A 26,401-nucleotide genomic window follows, 5' to 3' on the forward strand; every position below is an offset into this window, starting at 1 on the left:
TTTATTATAAATGATCTGACTTTTTATAAATCTACATCTACGAAAAAGACTACTATTACTTCTTTAAAAAAATAAAAACCTCCAGTTTAAATACTAGAGGTTCCTTCTTTATTTCTTCAATCGTTCAATAAAATCGTTCAATTTATCAAGTGATTTCATATTCTGATTACAAGCTACACCATCTTTGCAAATATAGTTTCCCTTTTTCACGAAAGTTCCTGGTATATTACCTTTAATTTCAACTAAAAACATCCCTACTTCTTCATGTCCATGACATAATGAACAAATGCTCTTTTTATTTAAACTTTGGAACGTCCCTTGCAGACCAACAAACTTATTTTTATCATTTTTCGCTATAATAAATTTCCTGCTTGACCCTTTATCAATCCAGCTTAAATAAGATAATTCTTTCATGTCCAGTTCTTCCATATCAGGGAGCTTTAATTTTTTCGCTTTAGGAAATAATTTTTTTAATGTTTGTGCTGTAACTTCTTGAAACGGAATGACATACGGATTTATTTTCATTAAAAACGATTCTGCATCTTCTCTATTTTGAACTGTTAATACCGTATCAATTAACTCTTTCTGTTCATCCGTTAAATTCTCAAATACATGTATTATCTTTTCAATCGCAAGTGATTTTAACGCTTGAATTACACCTCTATCATTTGCCGTCGCATGTCCATTTGCTAAAATATAAGCTTGTGACTTTATAAAATTGTATTGATCACTTCTAATAAAAGCTTCCATCTTTATCACTCCATACAAATTGTTGATCTAGTCTTATTGTATACAATGATTCAGCTTTTTGATATGTAAAAGATAACTTAGAAATGAACATTACATACTCTGACTATGTTCTACCGAGGCATTTCCTGACAAAAGAAACCATCATCTGTTTTCCATTCTGCATATAATACATCTTCAAATTTAGTAATCCCTTTTTGCTTTATTTGTTTATAAAGCCATCCTTCATCAAAACCTGCTTCCCTCAAATTATCTTTCACTACTTTACCATCACTAATTAATGAAATCGGTAAGTATACAGGTTTATGTTTTAAACTTAAATCATTTATAGTAGGAGATTCATATTTGCTTTTCTTCAGAACACTTATGTTTCCATTAGGTTCCAAAATCATATATTCAACTTCTCGGATTGAAAATATATCTTTTTGTTGTCTTAGCATTTGTTGTAGTTGATTAATATCCAAATGATTTGAACTTAGTTGTTCCCGGTCAATATATCCATTACGGATAATGATTGACGGAGAGCCTTCAAAAAAACTTCTCGTCCCTCTAAATTTTTGCGTTATCACTTCTATTGTATAAATTAACACTACCCATACAAGTACTGCATATAAAATAGACCATACTTTTATTTCCGGATCATATATAGTATTTCCTACTAATTCTCCGAGAACTATGGCAGAAATAAAATCAAATGGCGTTAACTGAGATATTTGTGTCTTCCCTAATATTTTAGTAGCAATCAATAGCACAAAAAAACCAAAAAATAGTTCTATCGTTATTTGTCCTAGATGATTCATATATGCTCACCTTTCTGCTTTTCACTCAAATGCTCTATATTCTATTTAGTAAAAAGCCGGCACATTTTTTCTATTATCTTGCCCATTCATATCCAATAGATACAAAACAAAAAGAGTCTAGTTCAATTTAATAATTGAACTAGACTCTTTTATTTTCATTTAGAATACACAATCTTTTTAATCGTTTCTCCGGAAAGAAAATGCTCCTCCGCAAGTTGATGAATGGAAATTCCACTTTTAAACGCTTCTTTAATAGCTTTGTTTCTTTCATCTAGTTGTTTTCTTCCTCCAGATTGTGTACCCCATTTACAATGTTTTGTTTCTTGTTTTGGAATGTAAATTGTTTCACCTTGTATATACTTTTGAATTTCAGCAATTAAACTTTCTGGTAAAACCGTCGCAGCTTTAACGTATTTCATTTCTGCTCGCCCCTTATTTTTTATGGTTCATTTCAATAAGGTGCAAAGCCAAATATAGAAAATGATACGAGCTCATTTAGGCGATTGTATATTACTTGTCTACCCCACGCAAAGTATCGCCATTTCCATACTTGGCTTTGCATGAGACGCTGCAGTGTCTGGCAATTGAATTATAATCGCCATATAAACACCTCCTAATATACCTTTTGCATTTTATTATATGATAAATTTCTTCCCCTTGCATCCACATCCTTTTTAAAGCACGAAGTTACTTAGTTTGATATAATACTTTTTAGTCCAATCCAAAAGTATAGTGAGGTTGCGTTATGAAAAAGAATATTATCATTACAATCGTTACATTATTCATTATTACTGTGGCATTATTCGGAACATACAAATTGATGAACGCAAGAAGTTTTCAATTGTTTGGAGGTTTAACAAACCGAGTAGAAACAAATGAAAAAGTGATTGCTTTAACTTTTGATGATGGTCCTACTAACAATGTAAAACAAATATTACCGCTACTAGATCGATACAATGCAAAAGCTACTTTCTTTTTAATCGGAAATGAACTAGAGAAAAACCTATCGTTAGGAGAAGATATCGTACAATCTGGACACCAAATTGGAAACCATACATACTCTCATAACAGAATGGTTTTCAAAACTCCTTCTTTTATTAAAGAAGAAATAGAAAAAACGAACTCGATAATCCGTCAAACAGGATATACAGATGAAATTGATTTTAGACCACCTAACGGTAAAAAGCTAATTGGTCTGCCCTATTATTTAAATAAAAACAATATCGAAACAATCACATGGGACCTTGAACCTGATACTTTTTATACATCTACAGCTGATAAAATTGAATATGTTAGTAAAAATGTAAAACCAGGTTCTATCATTTTACTGCACTCTATGTATGATGAGTCTAATGAAAATTTACAGACCATTGAAGGTATTTTAGACTCTTTATCTAAGAAGGGCTATCAGTTCGTAACAGTAAACGAATTACAAAAAAGAGCAAAATAAAGTGAAACTTTAATCAGTGGGGGCTTTGTCCAGCCCCCACTGATTATTAGTTGAACCAATCGGGCTCTTACGGGCAGTTGATCCCCCACCTAAATTCTTCGCTTTCGCTGAGTTTTGAGGCGGGGGTCTTACTGCCCGTTAATACGGGATAAAAAGGTAGCGTATCATAGAGCGATACGCTACCTTTCTTTTTATATAATTCCAAGTACATTTAGGAATACGATAATAATCGCAATTGGTGCAATATAGCGAAGTAAGAATAACCATAATACGAACAGTTTATAGCCTTTATTTTTACTTACACCAAGTTCTTTCATTAATACATCTTTCTTCATTTTTAAAGGGACAAAGATGGAAACTAATAAAACACCAAGTGGCATTAGTATGTTACTAACCGCATAGTCTGCTAAATCAAAAATTGTTTTCCCAAATGGTTTCACATCACTTAACAAACCGAATGATAAGGCTGATGGAACCCCTACAACAAAGATTAACAAGCCAACAATTAATGCCATTTTTTCACGTTTCCCTTTACTTTTACCTTTAGTTGTTAAAGACGCAACACTAATTTCTAACATCGAAATTGCTGATGTAATAGTAGCAAAGAAGAATAGTAATAAGAAAACAATGAAGAATAATTTCCCGAACGCCATTTTACTGAAAATAGCTGGCAGTACTATAAACAATAGCCCCGGCCCTTGAGATGGTTCCATTCCAAATGCGAACACTACTGGGAAAATTGCAAGCCCTGCAAGTAATGTAATCACAAGCGTTAAAGCTACGATAGAAAATGCTGAACGTGGTAAGCTTTCTTCTTTCGGTAAGTACGAACTATACGTTACCATAACGGCTACCCCGACAGATAACGAAAAGAACGATTGCCCCATTGCATATAAAATGATTTCTGATGTTACGTTTGAGAAATCAGGTTGTAAGAAGAATCGAACTCCTTCTCCAGCACCATCTAACGTAAGTGCACGAACAATTAATACAAAGAATAAAACGAATAGCGCTGGCATGAAATATTTATTTACTTTTTCAACACCATTTTGTACACCTTTACTTACGATAAAAATAGTAATAAGGATGAATAATAGCTGTGATCCAACTGCTAAATACGGATTGGAAATGATTTCACCAAACGTAGCTTCGTATGCTCCATTTCCTTCCCATAGTCTACCTGTAATTGCATTCCATAAGTATAATATAATCCATCCTCCTACAACACTGTAGAAAGAAAGTAATATGAAACATGTTACAATCCCTAACTTCCCTAACCATGGCCATAATGTTTTTGGTGCGATTTCTCTATATGCATCAACGGCCTCTTTTTGTGTACTTCTTCCGATAACGAATTCAGCTAATAATAGCGGTAAACCAATTAATAATGTGAAACCGATGAAAATAAGGAAGAACGCGCCGCCTCCTCCAATTCCGGCCATATACGGGAACTTCCAAATCGCTCCAAGACCAATCGCTGAACCTGCTGCAGCTAATACGAAACCTAATTTCGATGTCCATTGCTGTGAATTCATTTGTTAATCTCCTCTCTTTATCTTTTTCTGTTTTACAATCCGGTATTTATATTGTTCTATCCATACTCTTTTCTAATACGTTCACTTCCTCCCTAATAAAAAACGTCCCTACGTAAATACGTAGGGACGACAAAAATATCGCGGTACCACCCTAGTTGTGAAGATACACCAAAGTTAGGACCTAAATAAAAAACGTCCCTACGCAAATACGTAGGGACGATAAAATATCGCGGTACCACCCTAGTTATGAAGCCACACCAAAATTAGGACCTAAATAAAAAACGTCCCTACGTAAATACGTAGGGACGATAAATATCGCGGTACCACCCTAGTTGTGAAACAATCTTCACCACTTTATTTGATAACGGTATAAACTACCGTCTTTCATTTCCTCAAAACATGAGATTTATGAAAGATGCTCCAGGACGAACTTCATGAATAATCTATATACTGATTCACACCAACCATCAGCTCTCTGAAATAGGGAGATATTCACTACTATACCCTTTCATTGCCCAAATATTATTTTCCGAATTGATTACTATCATTTTTATCATACATTAAAAATAGTGTCAACTTATATTTTAAAATTTTATGCATTACATTCTATTTAAAAATTCAAAATATGACTTTTGTATGAATAGTATTAGAACATTTATGGTTTATACTGTATTAACTTCTCTAGCAGGTTTATAGTAGTATACGATAAATGCAAGACAGCACGAGTAGGAGGAAAGAATTTTGTCTACTTCAAAAGTTTTAAAAGGTACCGCTTTATTAAGTGGTGCAACAATGATTTCACGAATTTTAGGTTTTATATACTTTTTCCCCTTTCAATTATTAGTTGGAACGCAAGGGGTCGCTTTATATGGATACGCATACTCTTGGTACGGTATTTTATTAAGCTTTTCAACAGCTGGTATTCCTATTGCCGTCTCAAAATTTGTCGCAAAACATAATGCACTTGGTGATTATAGTACAAGTAAAAAATTGTATAACTCGAGCGTAAAATTAATGATGTTTATGGGCTTTTTAGGATTTTTAACTTTATTTATTGGAGCACCGTACATATCACAATTTATTATTCGCTCGAAAACACCAGATCCACAATTTATCGCAGACGTAACACTTACAATGCGAGCATTAAGCTTCGCGCTTATTATCGTACCAGCTATGAGTGTTACACGTGGTTATTTCCAAGGTTTTCAACATATGAAACCAAGTGCTGTTTCTCAAGTCGTAGAACAAATCGCACGTGTCGTTTTCATTTTAGTTGGTAGTTTTATCGTCTCAAAACTATTAGGAGGTTCAGTAGCTTCTTCTGTTGCAGTTGCTACATTTGGTGCTGTTATCGGGGCACTTGCAAGCGTCTCTATTTTAATGATGTACTGGAAAAAATATAATGGATTAAAACCTCCTGAAGGTGAGCTGAAAACGAGATCATCAAACATTCCGTTAAGAAGTATTTATATGGAATTACTACGTTATGCAATTCCAATTGTATTTGTAGGCATTGCAATCCCGCTCTATACGTTAGTAGATCAATATACCGTAGCTGATGTCCTTAGAGCAACGGGAGAACCTTTAGAAACCGCGAATGCAGTTTTCGCTTATATAACGAACTATGCCCAAAAGTTAATTATGATTCCGGCTTCACTTGCAACTGGATTCTCATTAACAATTATTCCGGCTATAACGAAATCATTTACAAGCGGGAAGCTAGAAGAATTACAAGGACAAATTTCAAAGATATTTCAAGTGTTGTTATTCTTCACTATCCCAGCCGCATTCGGTCTTGCTAGTATCGCTTACGATGCATTCCGCATGGTTTATGTAAATCCTGAAATTGCACTTGGTGGATCACAATATTTAATTTCATTTGCACCTTCTGCTGTATTAAGTGCAATTTTCACAGTTTCAGCCGCTATATTACAAGGAATTGATTATCAAAGAAAAACAATGATTGCATTCTCAGCCGGTATTCTCGTTAAAATTGTGGTGAACACACCGCTCTTACATTTATTCGGTGGACATGGTGCTGTACTTGGAACAATTCTTGGATATCTCGTTTCAAATATTATTATGTTGTACTGCATCGTTAAGTTTGCGAAATTTAAAATTGGCGAAACAGCAAAAACAGTATTTCTTATTACGATTTACTCCGCAGCAATGTCTGCTGTTGTAATTGCATTAAGAGCAATTATAAGCTGGATTATTCCTGGACAATCTTATGTAGAATCACTGATCATTGTATTTATATGCGCCGCAGCAGGAGGACTTGTTTATCTTTTATTCGTATTAACGAGTGGACTTGCTTCGCATATTCTCGGTGATAGGATTCGACGATTACCTGTATTAGGAAAGTTAGTAAAATAAAAAAACAAGAGATGTAACGCGTTGTTACATCTCTTGTTTTTTTACTTCGCATATTGAATGCGCTTTTGTTGTTCAGCGATATTTAATTCTGGAGCATATTGTTCTACTAAATGTAATACCTCTTCAATTAGCACTTCTAACTCCTGTACACTATACTCTGGTTTCCCTATCAACGTATTCGCCATACGCTCATATAAATTTTCAGGTTTAATACTCATTCGTCCCACATTATATAGCATCCATTTGAACGCAGGATGATGCACGTACATTCGGTTCAGACCAAATAAGACCCCAAATATATTTCTTTGTACTTCACAAATGACATCATATAGCATAAGCCAATCTTTCCGTTTTAAAAGCGCCTCTCGATTATGCCAACGATTACTAAACCAAAGATTTTCTGAGATCATACTTTTCGCCAGTTCTTCTGGATATGCTTCAACCCTATCTTTTAGATCCTGTACTTTCACCTCTCCATACAAACTCACACCATCATGAACTGATGACACAATACATTGTTTCTCATAATTTATATCATACTGCTCTACAACTTCTAAAATAACCTTTTCCACTGTCACTGTTAAAAAATTACTAATCTCTAGTTTAATTCCTTCTTTCGTCAAATACGTTTCCGACCATTCTTCTTCCTCGTATGGATGATATGACAAAATAGTGCCACCTATAGTTTCGATTGGCTTTTGACGGTCTTTATCCTCAGGTGATGCTGACCATAAAATATGTAATTCGATATCCGAATGTTCATCTTCTAATTTTCTCGCTACAGAGCCTGCTAAAATAATAGCTTCGACTTTCGGATTTCGCCTATAAATCTCCGATATTTCTATCGCTTTCTCTTTTAATCCCATCTCATTTCCCCCCTATAACTATACCCTTCTCTTTTTTATATTTATCTATTTCAATTTTACATCTTGTATTCCCTTTACCACTTTCAGCTTTTCAAAATTCACTTAATCAAATTTCTACCCAATAACGCTGCACAATTTCGCCAGAATTAGAAGAAACGACTTCATTTTCTAGCACACCGCCAGCCTTTTGTATTGTTTTAGCCGAACCAATATTTTCTTTATCACAAGTTATTAACACTTTCTTCAACCCGAATTTTTGCGCCTCAGCCAATGAAAGTTGCAGTTGCTTCGTAGCGTAACCTTGGCGACGTTTATTCGGATGAACACTATAACCGATATGACCGCTTTCCCACAATAACTCTGGATTTAACCGGTGTCGAATATTCACAAAACCTATTATTTTTCCATTCTCAACACTAAAAAACTGACTAGATGGTACTCGATTAGATGGTAAATTTTTTCCTTCTTCTTGTGTACTTACTTTTTCAAACCATTCACCAATAGAATCGAAATTTTGCAAAGAACAACTACCGTGCGGTTCTTCTCCTGAATGTATAAACGCCTGCCTATACTCCATAATTTGTTCGCTATATTCGTATGTTGGTTTCAATAGCTTCATTGTCATTCTCCCCACTCACCCATTATCTATTTTTCTAAAAGAAACACCTTAGTAGCGGATTTTCATCCTTACTATTAAGGTGCTTCTATCACTTTTATTCAAATAGCCCCATACTTAAATAGCGCTCCCCTGTATCAGGTGCAATACATAAAACCTTTTTACCAGCACCTAAACGCTTCGCTATCATTATTGCAGCGTACACAGAAGCTCCTGAAGATGGTCCTACTAATAAGCCTTCTTGTCTTGCTAAGTTTCTCATTGTAGTTAATGCTTCTTCATCCGCAATTTGAATAATTTCGTTATACACTTCTGTATTTAAGTTTTTTGGAATAAAACCAGGACTTGTTCCTACTAGTTTATGAGGGCCTGGAACACCACCAGATAACACTGGTGATCCTTTCGGTTCTACTACGGCAATATATAAGTTTGGTAGTTTCTCTTTTAACGTTTCACCGGTCCCTGTAATTGTTCCACCTGTTCCTGCGGTTGCTACAAATGCATCAAGTTCTCCATCCATTTGTTCATAAATTTCAAGTGCAGTCGTATAACGATGAATATTCGGATTTGCTGGGTTTTCAAATTGCTGCGGAATAAAACTATTTGGAATTTCTTTTTGTAACTCTACCGCCTTCGCAATTGCTCCTGGCATTCTTTGTTCTGCTGGTGTTAAAACTACTTCTGCGCCGTATGCTTTCAATAAATTAATACGCTCTTTGGACATATTATCGGGCATAATTAAAATAGCTTTATATCCTTTAGCAGCTGCATTCATCGCTAAGCCAATTCCTGTATTTCCACTTGTCGGTTCAATAATTGTATCACCTGGCTTAATGAGACCGTGTTCCTCGGCAATATGAATTAAGTTATAGGCAGCACGATCTTTCACACTGCGTGACGGATTAAACATTTCCAGTTTTACATACACATCCGCTGCGTCCTCTGGAATAAATTTAGATAATCGGACAACAGGTGTATCTCCTATTAATTCTGTAACGTTTTCACATAATTTCATAGCGCATCCCCTATTCTATCGTTTTCTTATCATTTGGCAGTAACAATGAAGTAAGTCCAATTAATGGTAAACCACTACATAATAGCATAATAAATTGAAGACTATACATATCAGCTAATTTCCCAAGGACTACAGCACCTAATGCTCCAAGACCAAACGCAAGGCCAACAATTAACCCTGATACCATCCCTACTTTTCCAGGAACAAGCTCTTGTGCATATACAACAATTACACTAAAACTACTAGAACTAATAAAACCAATACATAAAAATAATGGTACAACCCACACGAGCGAAACGTGAGGTAGTAAAAGTGCAAGCGGCGCTGAACCGAGCATTGAAAATACAATTATCTTTTTCTTACCGAATTTATCTGCTAACGGACCACCAAAGAAAGTACCTAATACACCAGCAATCATAAAAGCGAAAACGAAATACTGTGCATTTTTTATAGATAAACCGTAATGCTCTATTAAATAAAATTGATAGAAATTCCCGATACCAGCACCGTACCAAGAACGTACAAATGTTAGAAAAACAAGAAGTATAATAACAAATTTAATGTGCGTACTTACAATCGCATTTTCAGCCTCAAGTGCAGCCCTCTTTTTCCTTCTTACAGCACCAGTGGCTAATTCATTTTTATACCAATTTGATACGAAAATTAGTAATACAATTCCTACTGCTGCAAAGGCTGTAAAACCTAAAGAACCAATTTGACCGAGCGGAACGAAAATTAATGCTGTAAAAATAGGTGCTAGAGAATTCCCTGTATTTCCCCCCACTTGATAAATCGCTTGTGCTAAACCTCGTTTTGCACCGGCTGCCATGTAAGCAACACGAGCGCCCTCCGGATGAAAGACCGCGGAACCTAATCCAATAAATAAAACAGAAATAATAACAACTATAAAGTTCGGTGCAAATGCGAGTCCAATCATCCCAAGCATACTCGAAAACATACCGAGCGGTAATAAAAATGGTGACGGCTTCTTATCTGAATACATCCCAAAAACCGGCTGCATAATCGATGACGTCATATTTAACGCAAACGCAATCCACCCTACTTGCATATAGGATAAATTCATCGTTTTTTCCAAAATAGGAAACAACGCTGGCACAACTGCTTGCATCGAATCATTCAAAAAATGTCCGAAACTAATCGCAAATAATATTCGATATATTGTCGGTGTTTCTACTGTATTTTTTTGTGAAACTGCCTGCATATGTGTATTTCTCCTTCCTGTACAAAATATATATTTATTACAGTTAGTGTAATAAATTTAGACTTTAATCAGAATAAATTCTGAGTTTTGAAATATTTCTATTCTATACTGGTTTCATTTCTTTTTCCAGAAATTCAACTTCTAAAAAAATATATTTTTTCTATGTGCTTTGTCGGATTTATTCATATGAACTCTTTGTATTTTCTTTTATACTAAGGCAGGACGAAAGGAAGGCTTGCAATTATGAAGAAAAAGACGATCCTAAAACATATTAGGGTCGCCTTTTTTTATTAAATAGAAAAACGCTTATATTTCTCATAATCACTCGTCTTACATTCTAGTGCCATTTTCGTACCTTCGTCTTCATAACTCGTAGATAAAACGTGTGCATGATTGTTGAAATACGAAACTACCTGCCCTTGATCATACGGAATTAACATTTCACACTTCGTATACTCTTTATAAATGTGTGAACGAACTACTTCTACAAGCTCTTTAATTCCAACATGTTTCTTCGCAGATAGATAAACGCGATCTTCTTGCACTTTCGGAATTTCAACATCTACCAAATCTGATTTGTTATATGCATATATCGTCGGGATATTTTCCACGCCAATTTTCTTTAACGTTTCATTTGTAATATCAATTAATTGCTCATAATTGGGATTTGAGTAATCTACAACGTGAATAAGTAAATCTGCTTCCGCCACTTCCTCTAGCGTTGAACGGAATGCTTTCACAAGATGATGCGGTAACTTACTTACAAATCCAACAGTATCCGTTAATAAAAATGATTTATTATCCGGCAAATCAATATTTCGTACAGATGTCTCTAACGTCGCAAATAACATATCTTTTTCAAATACTTGTTTCTCTACAGTACCATTAAAAATTTCAAGCATTGTATTCATTATCGTTGATTTACCTGCATTCGTATATCCTACTAACGACACAACTGGAATTTCATTTTTCTTACGTTGTTTACGCTGCGTTTGGCGCTGTGCAACAAGTGCTTCTAATTCTTTATTTAGAGCCGCAATTTGTTCTTCAATTTTACGACGATCTAATTCCAACTTCTTCTCACCGACACCTTTATTTTTCGTGCCAACTCCCCCGCTTTGTCTTCCTAAAGATTCACGAAGACCGATTAAACGAGGCATCATGTACTGAAGATGGGCCACTTCTACTTGCAACTGCGCTTCTTTCGTTTTCGCACGTTGCGCAAAGATATCTAAAATTAAAATGGTCCGATCAATTACTTTACAATCTAAATCCTCTTCTAAATTTCGAATTTGTGAAGGAGATAATTCGTCATTAAAGATGACCATATTTGCATCTGCTTCTTTCACATACGCTGCTACTTCTTCAATCTTCCCTTTTCCAATATAATGCGACGGATTTACTCGTTGTAAATTTTGCGTCACTTGACCGATTACTTCCACATCACAAGCTTCCGTAAGATTTGCTAACTCTTCCATCGAATATGCAAAATCAGCTTCCTTACCTAAATTCACTCCAACTAATATTGCTCTTTGTAATAATTCTTCCATATATTTATTCCTCCATTTCGATTACGCAAAATAAAAAACACAGGTCACTGCCTGTGTTTTCGTAAACGGATAAGGGTTCACCAAAGAAATAGAAGAAAGCAGTGCTTTCGTCCTATACATGGTCAAAAAGTCCCAAGATAGTATAAGTGTTCACCTATACTATCCCATTCTATTTATAAAGGCAAAACAAAAAGAGGGCGTATTCGTCCCTCCCTCTTTTTCACATATAAGCTTAATAAAGGGTTCCTTTAAAATAGGCAGACCAATCCCGTTCACTCTGTACACAGACAGAGCCTTTGAGCGCTATTCAATTATCGGCACAAAGTATTGAGACGTAATCTGATTAAGATCAAAGGAAGCCCCTCCGTTCATTTTAAGTTACATAAAGTGTAGCATAAGTAATTCGCTTTCACAAGATTAAACCACCTATAGAAACCGAAAGAAAATCTTTATATTTTTACTTTAATCGTCATTTTTTGCGAATTCTTTTCACAATAAAAATAACCACAACTTGCCACAAACTTAAGCCGCTCACCATATCCCCTTTTAAATTCACTTTCTTCGTTGGAACAGACTCTTTTGCAATATGACGTAAAGCCATTTTCTCTATCTCTGCCTCATCTAATCTCTTCGTTCCACTGCAGCTAGATGTCTCCAACAGTTTCACTTCTCCTCTATGAGAAGTGAACACTAGGTACTCTCCTCCCTCTGCAAAACGAAACGCACAACTACTACTACTGCTTGTATATATAATAATTTGCGAAGAACTTGTCCCTTTCCAAATTTTCTTCACTTCAAATAATGTTTTCATTCTTCCGTCCTTCTCTTGAACTTCTAATACCTTACCTTCAAACACTACATCATTTTGTTGTAACCTCTCTTCTGGTGATGCTTTAGTACAATCACAAGCATAAGATTTCTCTGGCAAAATAAAAAAAGTAAAGCTACAAATTAAAACAAGAGACAATACATATACGATTCTTTTCAAGAATCTCAAACCCCTTCATTATCAAATTTAGAAGCTTTCCGTATATTATTTGGATATCACTCCTCAAATCCCTTTCCGTTTATTAAAATATATTAATTTTATTAAACAGAAAATCTTCATCAATATTTTTACGATCTAATATTAGTATCAGATTATAAAAATAAGTTAGGAGATGTTCTTATGAATTCTCAATCTCGTATTACTGCAATTGGTACTTATGTTCCAGATCAAATATTATCTAATAACGATTTAGAAAAGAAGGAAAATTAAATAATGGAGATACACTTTTACTGTAGGGATTTGGCGATGGATGTATGCATTTAGGGCTTATTGTGGAGTGGGATTTAAACTGAAATTTCCTTTTATACAACTAACATTACGGTAAATGAAATTATATCAACGATTCCAGTTAGACTATTAGTTGATCACAAAAAAGCGGCATTCAAAGATTGATTATCTCCCTTTGAACGCCGCTTCTTTTATCTGAATTTTATTTACCTGTCCGAGACCATATCACAACTGGAATAAGCAGTAAGGCTACAGCCCCTCCCGCTAATGATAATGCCGCATAACTTGAATTAGCTACTACCATACCTGACATCGCTCCACCAGAAGCTCCAGCTAACGCAACAAATACATCTATTTTTCCTTGTGTTTTTGCACGTGTAGAAGGTATAGTTGCATCAACAATTTGAGCTGTACCACTTATTAAACCGAGGTTCCACCCTAACCCAAGTAAAGACAGAGCAACAATTAATAATAGTAAAGAATCACTCGGCGCTATCGCAGCTATGACACCCGCCGCTAGTAAAATCACTCCACCAGCTATACTCATCGTAGTTCGGCCGATTTTATCAATTAACATTCCTGTAACGAGAGACGGAAGATACATTGCACCTACATGAAAACCAATTACAAGCCCTATTGCACTTAAACCATGACCATGATGCCCCATATGAACTGGCGTCATCGTCATAATCGCAACCATCACTATTTGAGTAAGTATCATTACGATTGCTCCAACAGTAATACCACGTTTATTTTCTATCATTTCTTCTGTTACTGGTTGCCCTTTATATGTATGTTCTTGTTTATATGTTTCTATTATGTTAGCAATAATTAATGGATCTGGACGAAGCATAACAAAAAGTACAAGACCCGCAAGTATAAATGCCGCTGCTGATAATATGAACGGACCAGCAAGGTTAGGAATTCCAATTGAATGGGCAAAATCTCCCATTACGCCTACTAAATTTGGACCAGCTACCGCACCAAAAGTCGTCATAACCATCGTAATACTAATAGCAGTTGCTCGTTGTTTCTTATCTGCTAAATCGGTACCAGCATAACGAGCTTGTAGATTCGTCGCTGTACCCGCACCGTATATGAGTAAAGAAACTAGTAATAGAATAATACTATTTGTTAACGCAGCCAATACAACTCCAATAGCTCCTAGTCCTCCTACTATAAACCCTGTTGCAAGTCCTATTCGGCGACCATATTTTTGCGATAACTTCCCAACAAAGAAAGCCGCTACCGCAGATCCCATTGTAAACATAGCAGCCGGTAATCCTGCATACGCATCCGTCCCAAGCATTTGCTGTGCAAGAAGTGCACCTACTGTAATACCAGCAGCTAACCCCGCTCCGCCAAACATTTGTGAAATACTTACGATTATTAACGTTCGTTTATATAATTTTTGTTGCTCTTCTTCTGTATACATACGCTTACTTATTAAAGCATCTGCTGTATCTATCATTTCCTCACCCTCCCTATGAAACTAATATCTCTTGTTAATGTACTATAAAACAACAAAATCCCAAAATTTAAAGCGCTTAAATTTATCCATATTTCGTTACTCCTACACCTTAAATAATGCTAAGTTCCTTTCGTGAAGAAACTTAGCAAAAAAATTATTGTTTCCAAATAATGATTAAAGTGCGATTTATTACAAATACCATTCCAAGAATAATAGCTAAGGTTATTTGATCAACAACATATAGAGCAACTGAGGTAACTCCAAACAATATGATTTCCAACATAAACCTATATGGTTCTGGCAGTTTTAATGATGCTTTAGGTGCAATGAAAATCCCCCATATTGTCGCAAAAAGTAGTGGTGAGCCAATGCCAAAAATAAATTTCACATATACACTTTCCCAAAATTGAAAGCCCCAGTAACATAGTGATGCAAGAGCACATAATTCTAGAAAAAATCGAATCGCTAAATTTATAGGTTTTATAAACATTTAAAGAACACCCCTTTGAAAAATATATTTAAAATCCTATGAAAATAATATTATGCATCCGTTATTTGAACTTGATACGTGCCCATTCATGACATGTAAAAAACAATTATACATCTTATTAATATTATTCAGTTTATCTTTCTAAACTTCGAAAACTTGATCTTGACGGATAATGAATTAAAGCAAATATTTAATGACAGTGATACATATGCCTATAATCACAAAATAAAGAACTCCACGGTTTACGTTTCACCCATTACCGAGGAGTTCCCAAAATAACTCTATAAATTTTTTTGACAGCTAACGTTCCATAATTAAAATGCGATTCATATTTAGCCTATTCCCCTACTACTCTTTCTTAAAGCTTCCCCTTCCTAAAACAACAAACTTACTACAGCACAAACTAAAATAATTGGTACACTCGCTTTATATAAATATATAAAATACTTCCAACTAAAAAGCTGTCTTGTAATTTGGTAAAACCAAATTACAAGACAGCTTCCCTTCATATTTCCTATACAAACCTTTTTACTGTTTGACTCCTGCATCTTGCACAGATTCAATTTTCTTTTTCTTTCCTTCTTTTATTTCATTATAATAAGAAGGTAATTCTATATTATGCTCTAAGAAATAATCCTCAATTAATGAAATAATTACTTTCAATGTTTTCAAACGGGCGTATAATTTATCATTACTCGCGATAATATGCCATTTTGCATTCGGCTTATTTGTATTTTCAAACATGTCTTCTATTGCTTCGACATACTCATCCCATTTTTCACGATTTCGCCAGTCTTCATCTGTAATTTTCCACCTTTTAAGAGGGTTGTTCTCTCTTTCTGTAAATCTCTTTAACTGCTCATCTTTACTAATATGATAGAAAAACTTTCCTATTATGTAATGATCATCAGTTAATAGTTTTTCGAAATCATTAATTTCACCATACGCTCTCGTCCACTCTTCTTTTGTAGCAAAACCTTCAACACGTTCAACTAATACACGCCCATACCAAGAACGGTCGAATATAGTAATTTGCCCATATTGAGGAAGTTTCCGCCAAAAACGTTGCAAATAATGATACCGTTTTTCATGAGGAGCAGGTGCGCCAATTGGATTTACTTGAAACCCACGTGGATCAAGGTGTTCCGTCACTCGCTTAATCGCTCCGCCTTTTCCAGCCGCATCCCAACCTTCCATAACGAGCATAACAGCTATTTTTTCTTCTTTTAAAATTTGTTTAGTGCCAATAAACGCATTTGATATTTTTCAAGTTTCTTATTGTACTTAGATTTTGATTCAATTTTTTTCGTTACATCTACTTTAGCAAGATGCTCTTTTTTCATCAAACGAATCCCCCTTGTTATATGACAATGTTATTTTAACATATTTATTGGTAATATTTTCATATCAATATCTCTTTTAACTAATACTCGTACCCCTCCACCTATATCTATCTTTTATAAGTTGGACGCTACTTTATATTAATAAATTAATCCCCCTGATATGCTTTTTCGTATCCTTTAGCAAGCATTTATTATTAATCAAAAAAACAAAATAAGGAAACTATGCCGAAAAATCTCTACACAGTTTCCTTGTTTTTTTAAATGTGCGTGTGACATACTTGGGAAGATTAATAACGAAAAGATAGGAGCTCTATCGATTCACTTATACTACAAACGAATTACAGCCGGAATATCTCCTTCTCGTAAAAAGTAAGCAAACACTGTAAATCCAATAATTAATATTGAAAATAATGTTATTATAATTCCACCTGGTAGTATTAGAAAAATAGTATTCAAGCTACTCTTCATAGGGAAAGCAATCGAGTATATTCCTAGCAGAAGACTGATTATAGCAATAGCCACATAAACCACTACCGCATACCATGGATTGAGTTCCAATAAAACAACAGAAATAAATATATACAAAAATAACAGTTGTAGAAACATGCTGCTTCCCATACTTACTAATTCTTTCAATATACCCTCCCCTAAACTACATGGTATATTATCTTAAAAAGAGAAGATAATAACAAATAAATCCTTTAAAGAATGGGAGCTCTCTAAAGATGAAACGAAAAATATTTTCTCTCTTTGCACTAATCTGCTTAGCACTACCAATACAAGCTAGTGCATACACATTTCAATCACTACCAATTGCGTCAAAGTCTAAACAGTGGTATATCGAAATTGACAAATCTCATAACTCAAACAAGCAAGCCGTGCAGCCAAAACAAGGTGTATATGATACGTATAGTTTACTCTTAAAAAATATTGGTAATGATGTTGCAAATGTATCGGTGGAAATACTTGATAACACACCTACATCTAAAGCTACCTTTAATCCTACTTCATCTAATAACAACGTTTCAAAAAGTCATACAAGCTTTGACTACATGGTATTCCCATTAGACTTTAATAGCCATAATTTTAAAGTTGTCATTACTTGGGAAGAAAAGAATTTCTCTTACAACGGTCATCCAGTACATGAGAGTAAAAAAATGCAGCAAACATTTGTGTTTAATGAAGAGTAAGTCCTAATTTGATTAGGGCTTACTCTTTATTTACAAAACCCGATTGAATTGCTTCTGTCACTTCTTTTGCAATATGTATTTTTGTAGCGTCTACACAGATTTTCTTGTCCCAAACATGTACTGAAGGCTCTTCATTAGACAAATGCTTAATTAAGATGAATCGATTATATGTCATTTTATTTTCTATAGGAGTAGCAATATACACCGTAAAATTCTTTGCTTCAAATACCTTTTCTCCCAAAACGTATTTACATCCCAACTCATGTACTACTAAATCATGTAGGTTTTCTATATTCATATACCATCCCCCTTTTTGCCTACATAATCAATCGAACCGCCGAATACTTGGTACAGACAATGCCATTCCAATTGTTATGAGTACTAAAATAGCTAGCATTATAATTGTTATCTTTCCACCTATTACAGTAGCTAACCAGCCTACCATCACATACCCTAATGGTAATAAAGCAAATGAGCCTAACATATCAAGACTTGCCACTCTTCCAAAAGCTTCTTCTGGTACAAGCTCTTGTAAACTTGTTTCCCAAATAAGCCCAAATATCATAATACCGAATCCTTCAATTGCCATTAATCCAATTAAGGCGGGTGCCCAAGAAACGAAAGGCATAATTAATAACGCCATTCCACTAATTAAAACACCACCATACGCAAGTAATCCTCTCTTATGCCACCGCTGCCTCCCACCAAAAATTAGTGCTGCAATTACAGCTCCAGCACCAGAAGCAGCCATACCTAAGCCATACACGTAAGCTTCAAAATGATGATGAACATTAAACAACCATGGAATTAATACAACGATAACGCCTGCATAACAAATATTAACGAGAGAAAAGACTAGAATGGTAATCCACAACCACGGATGACTTTTTAAAACTAAAATACCTTCCATAAACTCTTGTTTGTAATCGATCTTACTCTTTTCAATGGGTTTTACTTTTTTAAACTTAATTTCTTTTAAAAATAATAAACATAAAAATGATAACAAATACGTTGCTGCATCTAGTCCGAAGCCTATCCCTGCAGATGTAACTGATACTATTAACCCACCAAGTGCTGGGCCAATTAATCGTATTCCTTGATTACTCATTTGCGTTAATGCATTAGCTGCATTTCGAATTTCCGGTACAAATACTTTCGCTCTTACAGCCGAATATGCCGGCTGAAATATCCCTTCCATAAGTCCATATAATGCAACAAGTACATATAAAAGTGGAATTGTTAAAATGTCCATAAATATAAGTGTTGCAAATAAGAGCATTAATATACAGCGAATTATATCTGTAAATAACATCAATTTCACCCGGTCAATTCGATCCACGACTAATCCAGCAAACGGTAACGCAAGAATATTAGGAAGCATGTATATTGCCATAGTCATTCCCATTACAACTGTTGAACCAGTTAATGAATACACAACGACTGGCAGAATAACCATCGTTATCGAACTACCTAAAGTCGAAAGTAATTGCCCAATCCATAAAAACTTAAAGTGCGGTGACACTTTAACTGGCAATAACAATTTACCGACATAACCTAAATTTTTCTCTGTTGGTATTTCTCCTTGCATATCTCTCTCCTCTTTTCAAATTAAGTTAATACCCGAAGATAAACACAGAAAATTCAATCTTTAATAACTTTAATTATATAGGAAACTGTTAAATTATTGGTAGAAATATAAAAAAGAAAATCATAATGAATCTACAAATATTACGTGTTGAATATAAATAAAAAAGGTGTTTTCATATATGAAAACACCTTTCCACTTTATAATTTTAAGTTCTTCTTCAATGTCCAATATTTTTCTGGAGCATTTTCAAGTGAGAATTCTACCCAGCCATTTGGATCTTCACGATATACGTTTACTTTTGTACCATTTTCTAATTTTCCAACTTCATTTTGTGTAACGTTTGGTACACTCTTAATTGGGTTGTTAAACGGGAATGGAACTTGATAGTAAGATCCTACCGACTGAACAGTAGTTTTTGCGTCTTTTGCATAATCTTTATATGGAATTGTTTCGCCTAATGCATCTACATTTAATGTATTAGGGTTTTTCGGTAATCGTTTTACATTTTGATAATCTTTGTTATTGAAAGGCTTAATACGTTCCATAATATTAGCAATTTTTCCAGCCCATGCTTTATCTGTTGCATATTTTTCATTCATATCAGGTAATGTGTAACCATTGAAATGAGGAGCACCTTTCTCTAAGTAGTTCTTTCTTACATAATCAGCATTGTACGAAATACTTTGCCCGTAAGACGTTAAATATTTTGCATTTGCGAATGGATCCCAATCAAATGCCTTTAGCCCAAATAAATTATGTTTACGATATGCAATTTCTGATTTTCCGTACCCAGATTCTAAGATCGCATGTGCTGCTAAATATAAAGCGTTCACACCATACTCATTTTGTGCTTTAATAAAATCTTGTCCATTTCCAATAAGGGGACTGTCAGAATGAAATTCCCCAATAAAATCTTCAATCTCTTGCGCTGTTACATTAGATGGTAACGTTACATCTAGATTCATATATGATGCCATAGCATTAAATAAAAATTGTGCATATTCTTCACGTGTTAAAACACTAGTTGGATTAAATGCACCTGCTCCATTACCTGCAGCAATGCCGTTAGACTCTAATGCACTAATCGCATCATTTGCCCAATGATCTTTCGAAACATCATTAAATGTATGATTAGCTTTTACTTTTAGTTTAAAAGCTTTCTGTAAAATCACAGCCATTTCAGCACGAGTTAAAGATTCTTTCGGTCTAAATGTTCCTTTACCATCACCTACGAAAATCCCCATATCTGTTAAAGTTAAAATTTCATTTTGGAACATTGTCGTTCCTTCGCTAATATCAGAGTATGGATTTTTATATTCGCTTTTCGCTTCTGGTTTTAATGCACGATATATTAATGCGGCTACTTGCTCACGATTTACAACATCCCCGAATCCAAACTTACCATTATCATATCCTGCAATAATTTCTTTTGATGTTAAATTAGTAATTGCTTTATACGACCAATGATCTTTCGGAACGTCTGGAAATTCCTTTTCAGCTGCAAATGAAGTTGCCGGAGCCATCACTACTTGAAGTGCGACTGTCACTGCTAACACATTAGAAATAACTTTTTTCATATTTTTTTTAACACGTTATGTATATGCTTGTCCCGTGTTAACTTGCCTCCCTTTTCAATAAAATTTTCCCTATTAAACTAACAAACTCTTAATTAGTCAACAGTAAAAGTATACGTGATACAAATAAACTAATCTACCATTATTTTATTTATAATCAGCATAATACGATATATCTTTTTATTTTGATACAAAATTATATAAACTCATATAAAAAGTCCATCATCTCTATATAGATGATGGACTTAACAATTAATATTTTTTATTTAGCTAAACGATATTTTGAAACATCGAAACCTTTCCACTCATAATAATCTAAAATCCCAGCATAAACTGCCTCTGCAGCAATTTGTCTTCCTGATTCAGTAGCTAATTTGCCATTATCTATATTATTATCAATAAAGGCAAGCTCTGTTAAAACTGCTGGTACTGTATTTTTATTTACTACATAAAATGAATGATCATCTTTTATATCTCTATCTCTTGTATGTAGTGCTTCTACTACTCGTTTTTGAATTTTCTTCGCTAATACTTCGCTATCCTTTTCAATCTGTGTCTCTTCTCCACGCTTGGATTTTTTATAGTAATACGTTTCTGTTCCATAACCATCATGATTTTCAGAAGAATTTGCATGAATGCTTACAAATATATCTCCATTGTTCTCTTGACCAAATTTCACTCGATTCGCAAGAGATTCATTTTTGTTACTTCCTGGATTTCCGTTCTCTTCACGTGTTAACAAAGCTCTTAAAGGTGTATTTTTCTCTAACAACTTCTGTAATCTTAAAGATGTATCAAATACAATTTTATTTTCCTCTACACCTTGTCCTGGATTCCCTGGATCAAATCCTCCATGACCAGGATCAATAATAACTACCTTTTCTACTAAAGGATTACCTATTTTAAGAGAATCTGCCTTTTTAATAAATTGAGCTGCCTCTGCTTTAGTTAGAATTTTTTCAGGCTCCCATTTATCACCAGTACCAACAGAAATCCCTAATTCAACTAGGATGTTAGCTTTTGCTTTACCCCAGCTTTTTTCTAAATCACTGAATTTAGTTGCTGGAGTACCATTTACTTTAGAATCTAATTTGTAAGCTTCTACAATAAGAGAGGCCATTGAAACTCGGTCAATTTTCCCAGTTGGATCAAATACGCCTGGGCCTTTCCCTTTAACAACACCAGCTTTTTCTACAGCTGCGATGTATGGGGTATACCATCCGTTTTGAGAGTCACCGAAAGATGGTTTAGCATCTTTATCGAATGGTAAGTTTAAGATTTTAGCCATCATTGTAGCTGCTTCTGCACGAGTGATCTCTTTTCCAGGCTCGAACATTCCTTTCTCGTTACCTGTAACTGCGCCTTTTTCTGCTAAGTAGTTAATAGAATCTTCTGCCCAGTGCCCTGCTTGGACATCTGGAAACGTTTTTATTTGTGCGAAACTACTAGATGAATAAGATAATATACTAGCTGCAATTACTCCTGCTGCGATTATTCTATTTTTCATAGAATATATTCCCCTCTCAAGTACAAGTTTTTATATAACAGAATAATTATAGTTCTGAAAATTAGTAATAGTCAATTGCATTTTGTATAATTTTGTCTTATTATTGTATTTTTTGGAACAAATAACTATAAGAGGAGAGATTCGTATGAGCAAGCATTGGAAAAGTATCGAACACCGTATTTATACAATGTGTATGATTCAGCGTAATAATGAAGTATTACTAATACAACGGCCGGATCATCTAGGCTTCCCTGGTTACATCGCTCCGGGCGGAAAAGTAGATTTCCCAGAAAGTATCGTTCAAGCTGCTAAACGAGAAGTAAAAGAAGAAACTGGATTACTTGTTTCAAATTTAACTTTTAAGGGATTAGATGAATACGTAAATCCGAAAGAAAATGTTCGATATATGGTATTTAATTATTGGACAGATTCATTTGAAGGTGAACTCCTTTTGAATCCTCCTGAAGGCGAATTATTATGGGTACCAATCGATACAGCACTAAATCTTCCCATGCAAAATTGGTTTAAAGAGAGATTCCCATTATTTTTTGAAAAAGGTACGTTTGAAATTCAACGTGTTTGGGATCGTGACTTAGATAAACAAGTTGCTATGACAATTACCCATACATAAAAAAGCTTGGAATCTCTCCAAGCTTCTCTTACTTCTCCTCTATTTTCTTAATCTCATAATCAATTTCTAAAAACTTGACTCCGAATATCCACATTCTATGGTAAGCTGTTAACATTTGGTCCGCGCTCTCTTTAATGATAAATGTCTCTGCTAATGGTAAACGTATTGTAAAGAAACGAGTATATAAATAAATCCCCTCATCTCCCCTGCCATTCTCTCTTAACTTACTTGTAATGATTAAAGCATTATCATCATTGCATAACTTCAAAATACCAGTCATATTCGAATATGGTAAAGGTAATGCGATATTCATATATATATCTTTCTTGTATGTATGCTTTGAATAAAGAGCTACAAAAATTGTCTCCCCTGCTTCATTTTTTCTTAGCCAAGCCCTTACATTCTCTCTTCCATCCTTCTCATCTATTATCCCAATGATAGAGCCATGCATCGTTTCCCACTTGCCGCCCATTCCTAAATGTATTTGTCCTACACGCTTACTCATTTTCTCATAACAAAATGCAACCGGGCGGAACCAACTGTCGCATTTCCTCTTAACCTGCTCATTGTTTTCCCGTAATATTTATAATTCGGAGTACTCTTTTCAATCATCCAACCAAGAAAAGCTGGTAACGCTACTCCAATTCCATTTACAACACCGTGAATCCAGACCATTTGTGCAATTGTAATCGTCATTACTTGTTTGAAATTTCCGTATGAATATATGAGTGAAAACATTATTGTTACCATAAGTGCACTGGATGAAAGAGTAAGGAGAATCTTTGCACTTATAGCATTGAATTTCGTTCTCCATACGTAAATCCCATATCCATAAATGGCACATAAATATATGAACACTGCAAAAAATTCAAATACCCTCGAATACGTAATTCCTATTGCAACTGTCATTGGAGAAATGACGATGATAAACATAATAGAGTCATATAACTTACTTCCCCGTTCTCTTTTTCTTCCAAGTAAACCAGCTGATAACGGCAATAAAAATGCCGAATAATGAAAGTGTGCCGCTGTAAGTAAAACAATGTCAGAACTAAAGTGCATAATTGAAACCTTTGCTACTGAAGCAAAAAACCAAAAACCACCTAAAAACAAATAAATAAACGCACTATCGATAGCCGTCTCTTCTATCGGTTTCCATCCTCTTTCTAACAATCTACTTACACCAAATAACGCAACGATTCCTGTATATGCAAACCAAAGTAGCGCAAAGAAATAGTGATTTGTTACGAAAGCTAGCATTGCACTGATTGCTGCGATTGGATATAAAAACGATACAAATTTATAAAATAATACATACGATCCATTTCTTTTTTTCTTGTCAATAATACAAAAAGACATCGGTATAAATAACAAAATAGATAATAAAATAATTGCTTCAACTGGGTTTACATTTGACCACTCACATATTAGAAAAATAATATAGCAAGCAAGCCCAAATAGTATATTTTTCATATCGTTTATTCCCTTTCCACAAATGTTCCCTTATATGAAAATAATGAACCAATTAACGGATTTCGTACTTGTACATGAATTCGAAAACATTGTAGTGTTTCATCATAACTTTCTACAATTTTTGCCTCTCCGTATAAAAATCTAGGTAACGGTATTTTTCTTCCAAACATAAAAAACCATTGTTTCTTTGAAGAAATATGCATCCCGCCTTTTTCATCAATATAAAAATTCAATGTAGAAACGAGTAAATGTGGCTCACCAAAATAATCTACAATTTCATTATTCTCTTCATCCAACTGCATAACAGCGTTAAAATATCTTTTCTTATTATGAAAATAAAAAGTACGATTCCACCGTACAAACTCATTTCCATGTTCATCTCGCTCAGCGGTATTATGTATCACAAACGGAACTTTTTGCCCTCGCTCAGAGAAAAACATTCGAAACTTCGATGTAATTTTTAATATTAATTTAACGAAAAAAGATCCTCCATAAATTTCATCCATTTCCCCTTCCCCAATAAAGCTATTTTCCTTTGTTATCGCATATCGTTCCTGCAATTTTGGATGAAGCCTTTTATAAGAATCCCCTAATAATCTTTCATAAATATTAACCATATACTTATCCCTTTCTCGTCCTCTTGCAATTTTTTGCGCTTGGCAAATTAGTGCTATTTATATAACCGACAATCGATAACCCTATTAGAAGAAAATTTAATGTAATCGGATTAAACGGTTGCGTAAAACTAGCGATATTCGTCGATCCTGCCGCTAATGTTAAAACTATCAACACTATAATATGCAATATAAATAGTTTTCGCTTTTGAAGTGGCAATAGCCACATAACACCCCATATTATTTCTAAAAATCCAACTATTTTAAGTATAAAAATACTACTTTCATTCGATCCGATTAGTGCAGAAAGCATCTTTACTTCTTCTGAATGAGTAAACATCAATTTCGGTACAATCCCTTGATATAACCATACGAAAGCAAATAAAAAGCAAACTAGCCAATACGTCATCGTTCTTCTAATTAGCAACTTAGGATGAAGTCCCTTTTCTAACCATAATTTTAAAGCATCAAAACTCCATGCTGTCGCCCAACCTAATAGTGGACGAAAAACATATAAATCTATCACATTTCCTATACGACCAAATCTCGTATCATAATCATATTGCGTTTCAAAATGAATATGTTCTTCATTCGGTGTATACTTCCAATAACCACGCCCTATTTGTATAAGTGATAATTGATTGTCTGTCCAAAATTTTAAAGAGGAAATGCGTTCTCCAGTTTCTTTTCTTATTTCACCTATCGATTCCCCTTCTCCGGCTATTTCAAGTCCAAATCCGATCTTTGTTTTATATAAAAACTTCTGCGGTTCTCCCTCTTTTTTTTCTAAATACGAAATCTCAGTAAAACGAGCATCCCACTCTGTATGTATATCAGGCTCTTGTGTATATGCCCATAGTTTCTCCATTGTTGTGTTCATTTCTGTGGCTACATAAATAGGCTTTTTCTTCCCCATCCTTCCACCTCCCATGCGCTATATTTTCAATGTACATGCAATGAATCGATTTTGCTACATTTTTCACAAACTAATTTAATAAAAAGATAGAATTTCAAAAAAATACAAAAAACACTTGATTCCCTGAAAAATTTAAATTATTATAAAACAA

23 protein-coding genes, 3 pseudogenes and 1 other annotated feature are annotated in these 26,401 nt (G+C 34.5%); of the genes and pseudogenes, 5 read left to right on the plus strand and 21 right to left on the minus strand.

Features of this window, described 5'->3' with window-relative positions; all coding sequences use genetic code 11:
- Positions 1-108 precede the first annotated feature (108 nt).
- The 3 genes from B5P42_RS25820 to B5P42_RS25830 all read right to left on the minus strand — a co-directional run bounded on the left by B5P42_RS25820 (position 109) and on the right by B5P42_RS25830 (position 1,966).
- Positions 109-750, minus strand: coding sequence for a FusB/FusC family EF-G-binding protein (locus tag B5P42_RS25820; RefSeq protein ID WP_044440442.1), 642 nt, complete (start codon positions 748-750; stop codon positions 109-111).
- A gap of 110 nt (positions 751-860) precedes the next feature.
- Positions 861-1,547 (minus strand): DUF421 domain-containing protein, encoded by a 687-nt coding sequence (locus B5P42_RS25825; protein ID WP_002126773.1) that lies wholly within the window; start codon positions 1,545-1,547, stop codon positions 861-863.
- A 155-nt stretch (positions 1,548-1,702) separates the two neighbouring features.
- Positions 1,703-1,966 (minus strand): CD3324 family protein, encoded by a 264-nt coding sequence (locus B5P42_RS25830; protein ID WP_002031213.1) that lies wholly within the window; start codon positions 1,964-1,966, stop codon positions 1,703-1,705.
- Between the two features lie 326 nt (positions 1,967-2,292).
- Here B5P42_RS25830 and B5P42_RS25835 point away from each other — a divergent pair, with 326 nt between their 5' ends.
- Positions 2,293-2,997, plus strand: a complete 705-nt coding sequence (locus B5P42_RS25835) for a polysaccharide deacetylase family protein (protein WP_016119999.1) — start codon at positions 2,293-2,295, stop codon at positions 2,995-2,997.
- Between the two features lie 191 nt (positions 2,998-3,188).
- Here the strand turns inward: B5P42_RS25835 and B5P42_RS25840 are convergent, their stop codons facing one another.
- Complete coding sequence (locus tag B5P42_RS25840; RefSeq protein WP_002012165.1) at positions 3,189-4,532, minus strand: sodium-dependent transporter; 1,344 nt, start codon at positions 4,530-4,532, stop codon at positions 3,189-3,191.
- A 298-nt stretch (positions 4,533-4,830) separates the two neighbouring features.
- Positions 4,831-5,053: a binding site (T-box leader), on the minus strand.
- Positions 5,054-5,273: 220 nt separating this feature from the next.
- On the opposite strand from B5P42_RS25840, the gene B5P42_RS25845 reads away from it, so the two are divergent.
- Positions 5,274-6,908, plus strand: coding sequence for a putative polysaccharide biosynthesis protein (locus tag B5P42_RS25845; RefSeq protein WP_113735544.1), 1,635 nt, complete (start codon positions 5,274-5,276; stop codon positions 6,906-6,908).
- A gap of 41 nt (positions 6,909-6,949) precedes the next feature.
- On the opposite strand, the gene B5P42_RS25850 is transcribed toward B5P42_RS25845, so the two are convergent.
- The 6 genes from B5P42_RS25850 to B5P42_RS25875 all read right to left on the minus strand — a co-directional run bounded on the left by B5P42_RS25850 (position 6,950) and on the right by B5P42_RS25875 (position 13,165).
- Positions 6,950-7,774: a DUF4037 domain-containing protein gene (locus B5P42_RS25850; protein WP_113735545.1), complete on the minus strand. Its 825-nt coding sequence runs from the start codon at positions 7,772-7,774 to the stop codon at positions 6,950-6,952.
- 106 nt (positions 7,775-7,880) lie between these two features.
- On the minus strand, positions 7,881-8,393 hold the full coding sequence (locus B5P42_RS25855) for a GNAT family N-acetyltransferase (protein WP_060751528.1): 513 nt from the start codon (positions 8,391-8,393) through the stop codon (positions 7,881-7,883).
- 94 nt (positions 8,394-8,487) lie between these two features.
- Positions 8,488-9,405: a cysteine synthase A gene (gene cysK / locus B5P42_RS25860; RefSeq protein WP_105583834.1), complete on the minus strand. Its 918-nt coding sequence runs from the start codon at positions 9,403-9,405 to the stop codon at positions 8,488-8,490.
- Positions 9,406-9,415: 10 nt separating this feature from the next.
- Complete coding sequence (locus tag B5P42_RS25865) at positions 9,416-10,627, minus strand: MFS transporter (protein WP_003188609.1); 1,212 nt, start codon at positions 10,625-10,627, stop codon at positions 9,416-9,418.
- A 290-nt stretch (positions 10,628-10,917) separates the two neighbouring features.
- Entirely contained in the window at positions 10,918-12,177 is a 1,260-nt protein-coding gene (gene hflX / locus B5P42_RS25870) for a GTPase HflX (RefSeq protein ID WP_113735546.1), read from the minus strand.
- Between the two features lie 469 nt (positions 12,178-12,646).
- Positions 12,647-13,165, minus strand: coding sequence for a cobalamin biosynthesis protein CbiN (locus tag B5P42_RS25875; RefSeq protein ID WP_113735547.1), 519 nt, complete (start codon positions 13,163-13,165; stop codon positions 12,647-12,649).
- A gap of 180 nt (positions 13,166-13,345) precedes the next feature.
- On the opposite strand from B5P42_RS25875, the pseudogene B5P42_RS25880 reads away from it, so the two are divergent.
- Positions 13,346-13,423: pseudogene (locus tag B5P42_RS25880) on the plus strand (3-oxoacyl-ACP synthase); the annotation flags it as partial.
- Between the two features lie 232 nt (positions 13,424-13,655).
- Here the strand turns inward: B5P42_RS25880 and B5P42_RS25890 are convergent.
- The 4 genes and pseudogenes from B5P42_RS25890 to B5P42_RS25905 form a co-directional block, all read right to left on the minus strand.
- Positions 13,656-14,924 carry an MFS transporter gene (locus B5P42_RS25890; protein ID WP_113735548.1) on the minus strand — a complete coding sequence of 423 codons (1,269 nt, stop codon included), beginning with the start codon at positions 14,922-14,924 and terminating at the stop codon, positions 13,656-13,658.
- A 154-nt stretch (positions 14,925-15,078) separates the two neighbouring features.
- Positions 15,079-15,414 carry a YrdB family protein gene (locus B5P42_RS25895; protein WP_002168670.1) on the minus strand — a complete coding sequence of 112 codons (336 nt, stop codon included), beginning with the start codon at positions 15,412-15,414 and terminating at the stop codon, positions 15,079-15,081.
- A 528-nt stretch (positions 15,415-15,942) separates the two neighbouring features.
- Positions 15,943-16,757: pseudogene (locus tag B5P42_RS25900) on the minus strand (polyphosphate kinase 2 family protein).
- A 327-nt stretch (positions 16,758-17,084) separates the two neighbouring features.
- A complete protein-coding gene (locus B5P42_RS25905) occupies positions 17,085-17,393 on the minus strand; it encodes a hypothetical protein (protein WP_012260722.1) in 309 nt (102 codons plus the stop codon).
- An 89-nt stretch (positions 17,394-17,482) separates the two neighbouring features.
- Here B5P42_RS25905 and B5P42_RS25910 point away from each other — a divergent pair, with 89 nt between their 5' ends.
- Positions 17,483-17,947 carry a hypothetical protein gene (locus tag B5P42_RS25910; protein ID WP_113735549.1) on the plus strand — a complete coding sequence of 155 codons (465 nt, stop codon included), beginning with the start codon at positions 17,483-17,485 and terminating at the stop codon, positions 17,945-17,947.
- 19 nt (positions 17,948-17,966) lie between these two features.
- On the opposite strand, the gene B5P42_RS25915 is transcribed toward B5P42_RS25910, so the two are convergent.
- From B5P42_RS25915 to B5P42_RS25930, 4 genes are all read right to left on the minus strand, one after another.
- Positions 17,967-18,245 (minus strand): hypothetical protein, encoded by a 279-nt coding sequence (locus tag B5P42_RS25915; RefSeq protein ID WP_044440417.1) that lies wholly within the window; start codon positions 18,243-18,245, stop codon positions 17,967-17,969.
- A gap of 27 nt (positions 18,246-18,272) precedes the next feature.
- A complete protein-coding gene (locus B5P42_RS25920) occupies positions 18,273-19,535 on the minus strand; it encodes an MFS transporter (RefSeq protein WP_113735550.1) in 1,263 nt (420 codons plus the stop codon).
- 197 nt (positions 19,536-19,732) lie between these two features.
- Complete coding sequence (locus B5P42_RS25925) at positions 19,733-21,112, minus strand: S-layer homology domain-containing protein (protein ID WP_113735551.1); 1,380 nt, start codon at positions 21,110-21,112, stop codon at positions 19,733-19,735.
- 259 nt (positions 21,113-21,371) lie between these two features.
- Entirely contained in the window at positions 21,372-22,616 is a 1,245-nt protein-coding gene (locus tag B5P42_RS25930; RefSeq protein ID WP_044440413.1) for an N-acetylmuramoyl-L-alanine amidase, read from the minus strand.
- Positions 22,617-22,761: 145 nt separating this feature from the next.
- Here B5P42_RS25930 and B5P42_RS25935 point away from each other — a divergent pair, with 145 nt between their 5' ends.
- Complete coding sequence (locus B5P42_RS25935; RefSeq protein ID WP_044440411.1) at positions 22,762-23,247, plus strand: 8-oxo-dGTP diphosphatase; 486 nt, start codon at positions 22,762-22,764, stop codon at positions 23,245-23,247.
- Positions 23,248-23,275: 28 nt separating this feature from the next.
- Here the strand turns inward: B5P42_RS25935 and B5P42_RS25940 are convergent.
- The 3 genes and pseudogenes from B5P42_RS25940 to B5P42_RS25950 all read right to left on the minus strand — a co-directional run bounded on the left by B5P42_RS25940 (position 23,276) and on the right by B5P42_RS25950 (position 26,250).
- Positions 23,276-24,720 (minus strand): annotated as a pseudogene (locus B5P42_RS25940) (YndJ family protein).
- 5 nt (positions 24,721-24,725) lie between these two features.
- Positions 24,726-25,337 carry a DUF4166 domain-containing protein gene (locus tag B5P42_RS25945; protein WP_044440408.1) on the minus strand — a complete coding sequence of 204 codons (612 nt, stop codon included), beginning with the start codon at positions 25,335-25,337 and terminating at the stop codon, positions 24,726-24,728.
- A gap of 4 nt (positions 25,338-25,341) precedes the next feature.
- Positions 25,342-26,250, minus strand: coding sequence for a DoxX-like family protein (locus tag B5P42_RS25950; protein ID WP_033708978.1), 909 nt, complete (start codon positions 26,248-26,250; stop codon positions 25,342-25,344).
- Positions 26,251-26,401 lie beyond the last annotated feature (151 nt).

It is taken from the genome of Bacillus sp. SRB_331, assembly GCF_003264175.1.
GTDB lineage: Bacteria > Bacillota > Bacilli > Bacillales > Bacillaceae_G > Bacillus_A > Bacillus_A mycoides.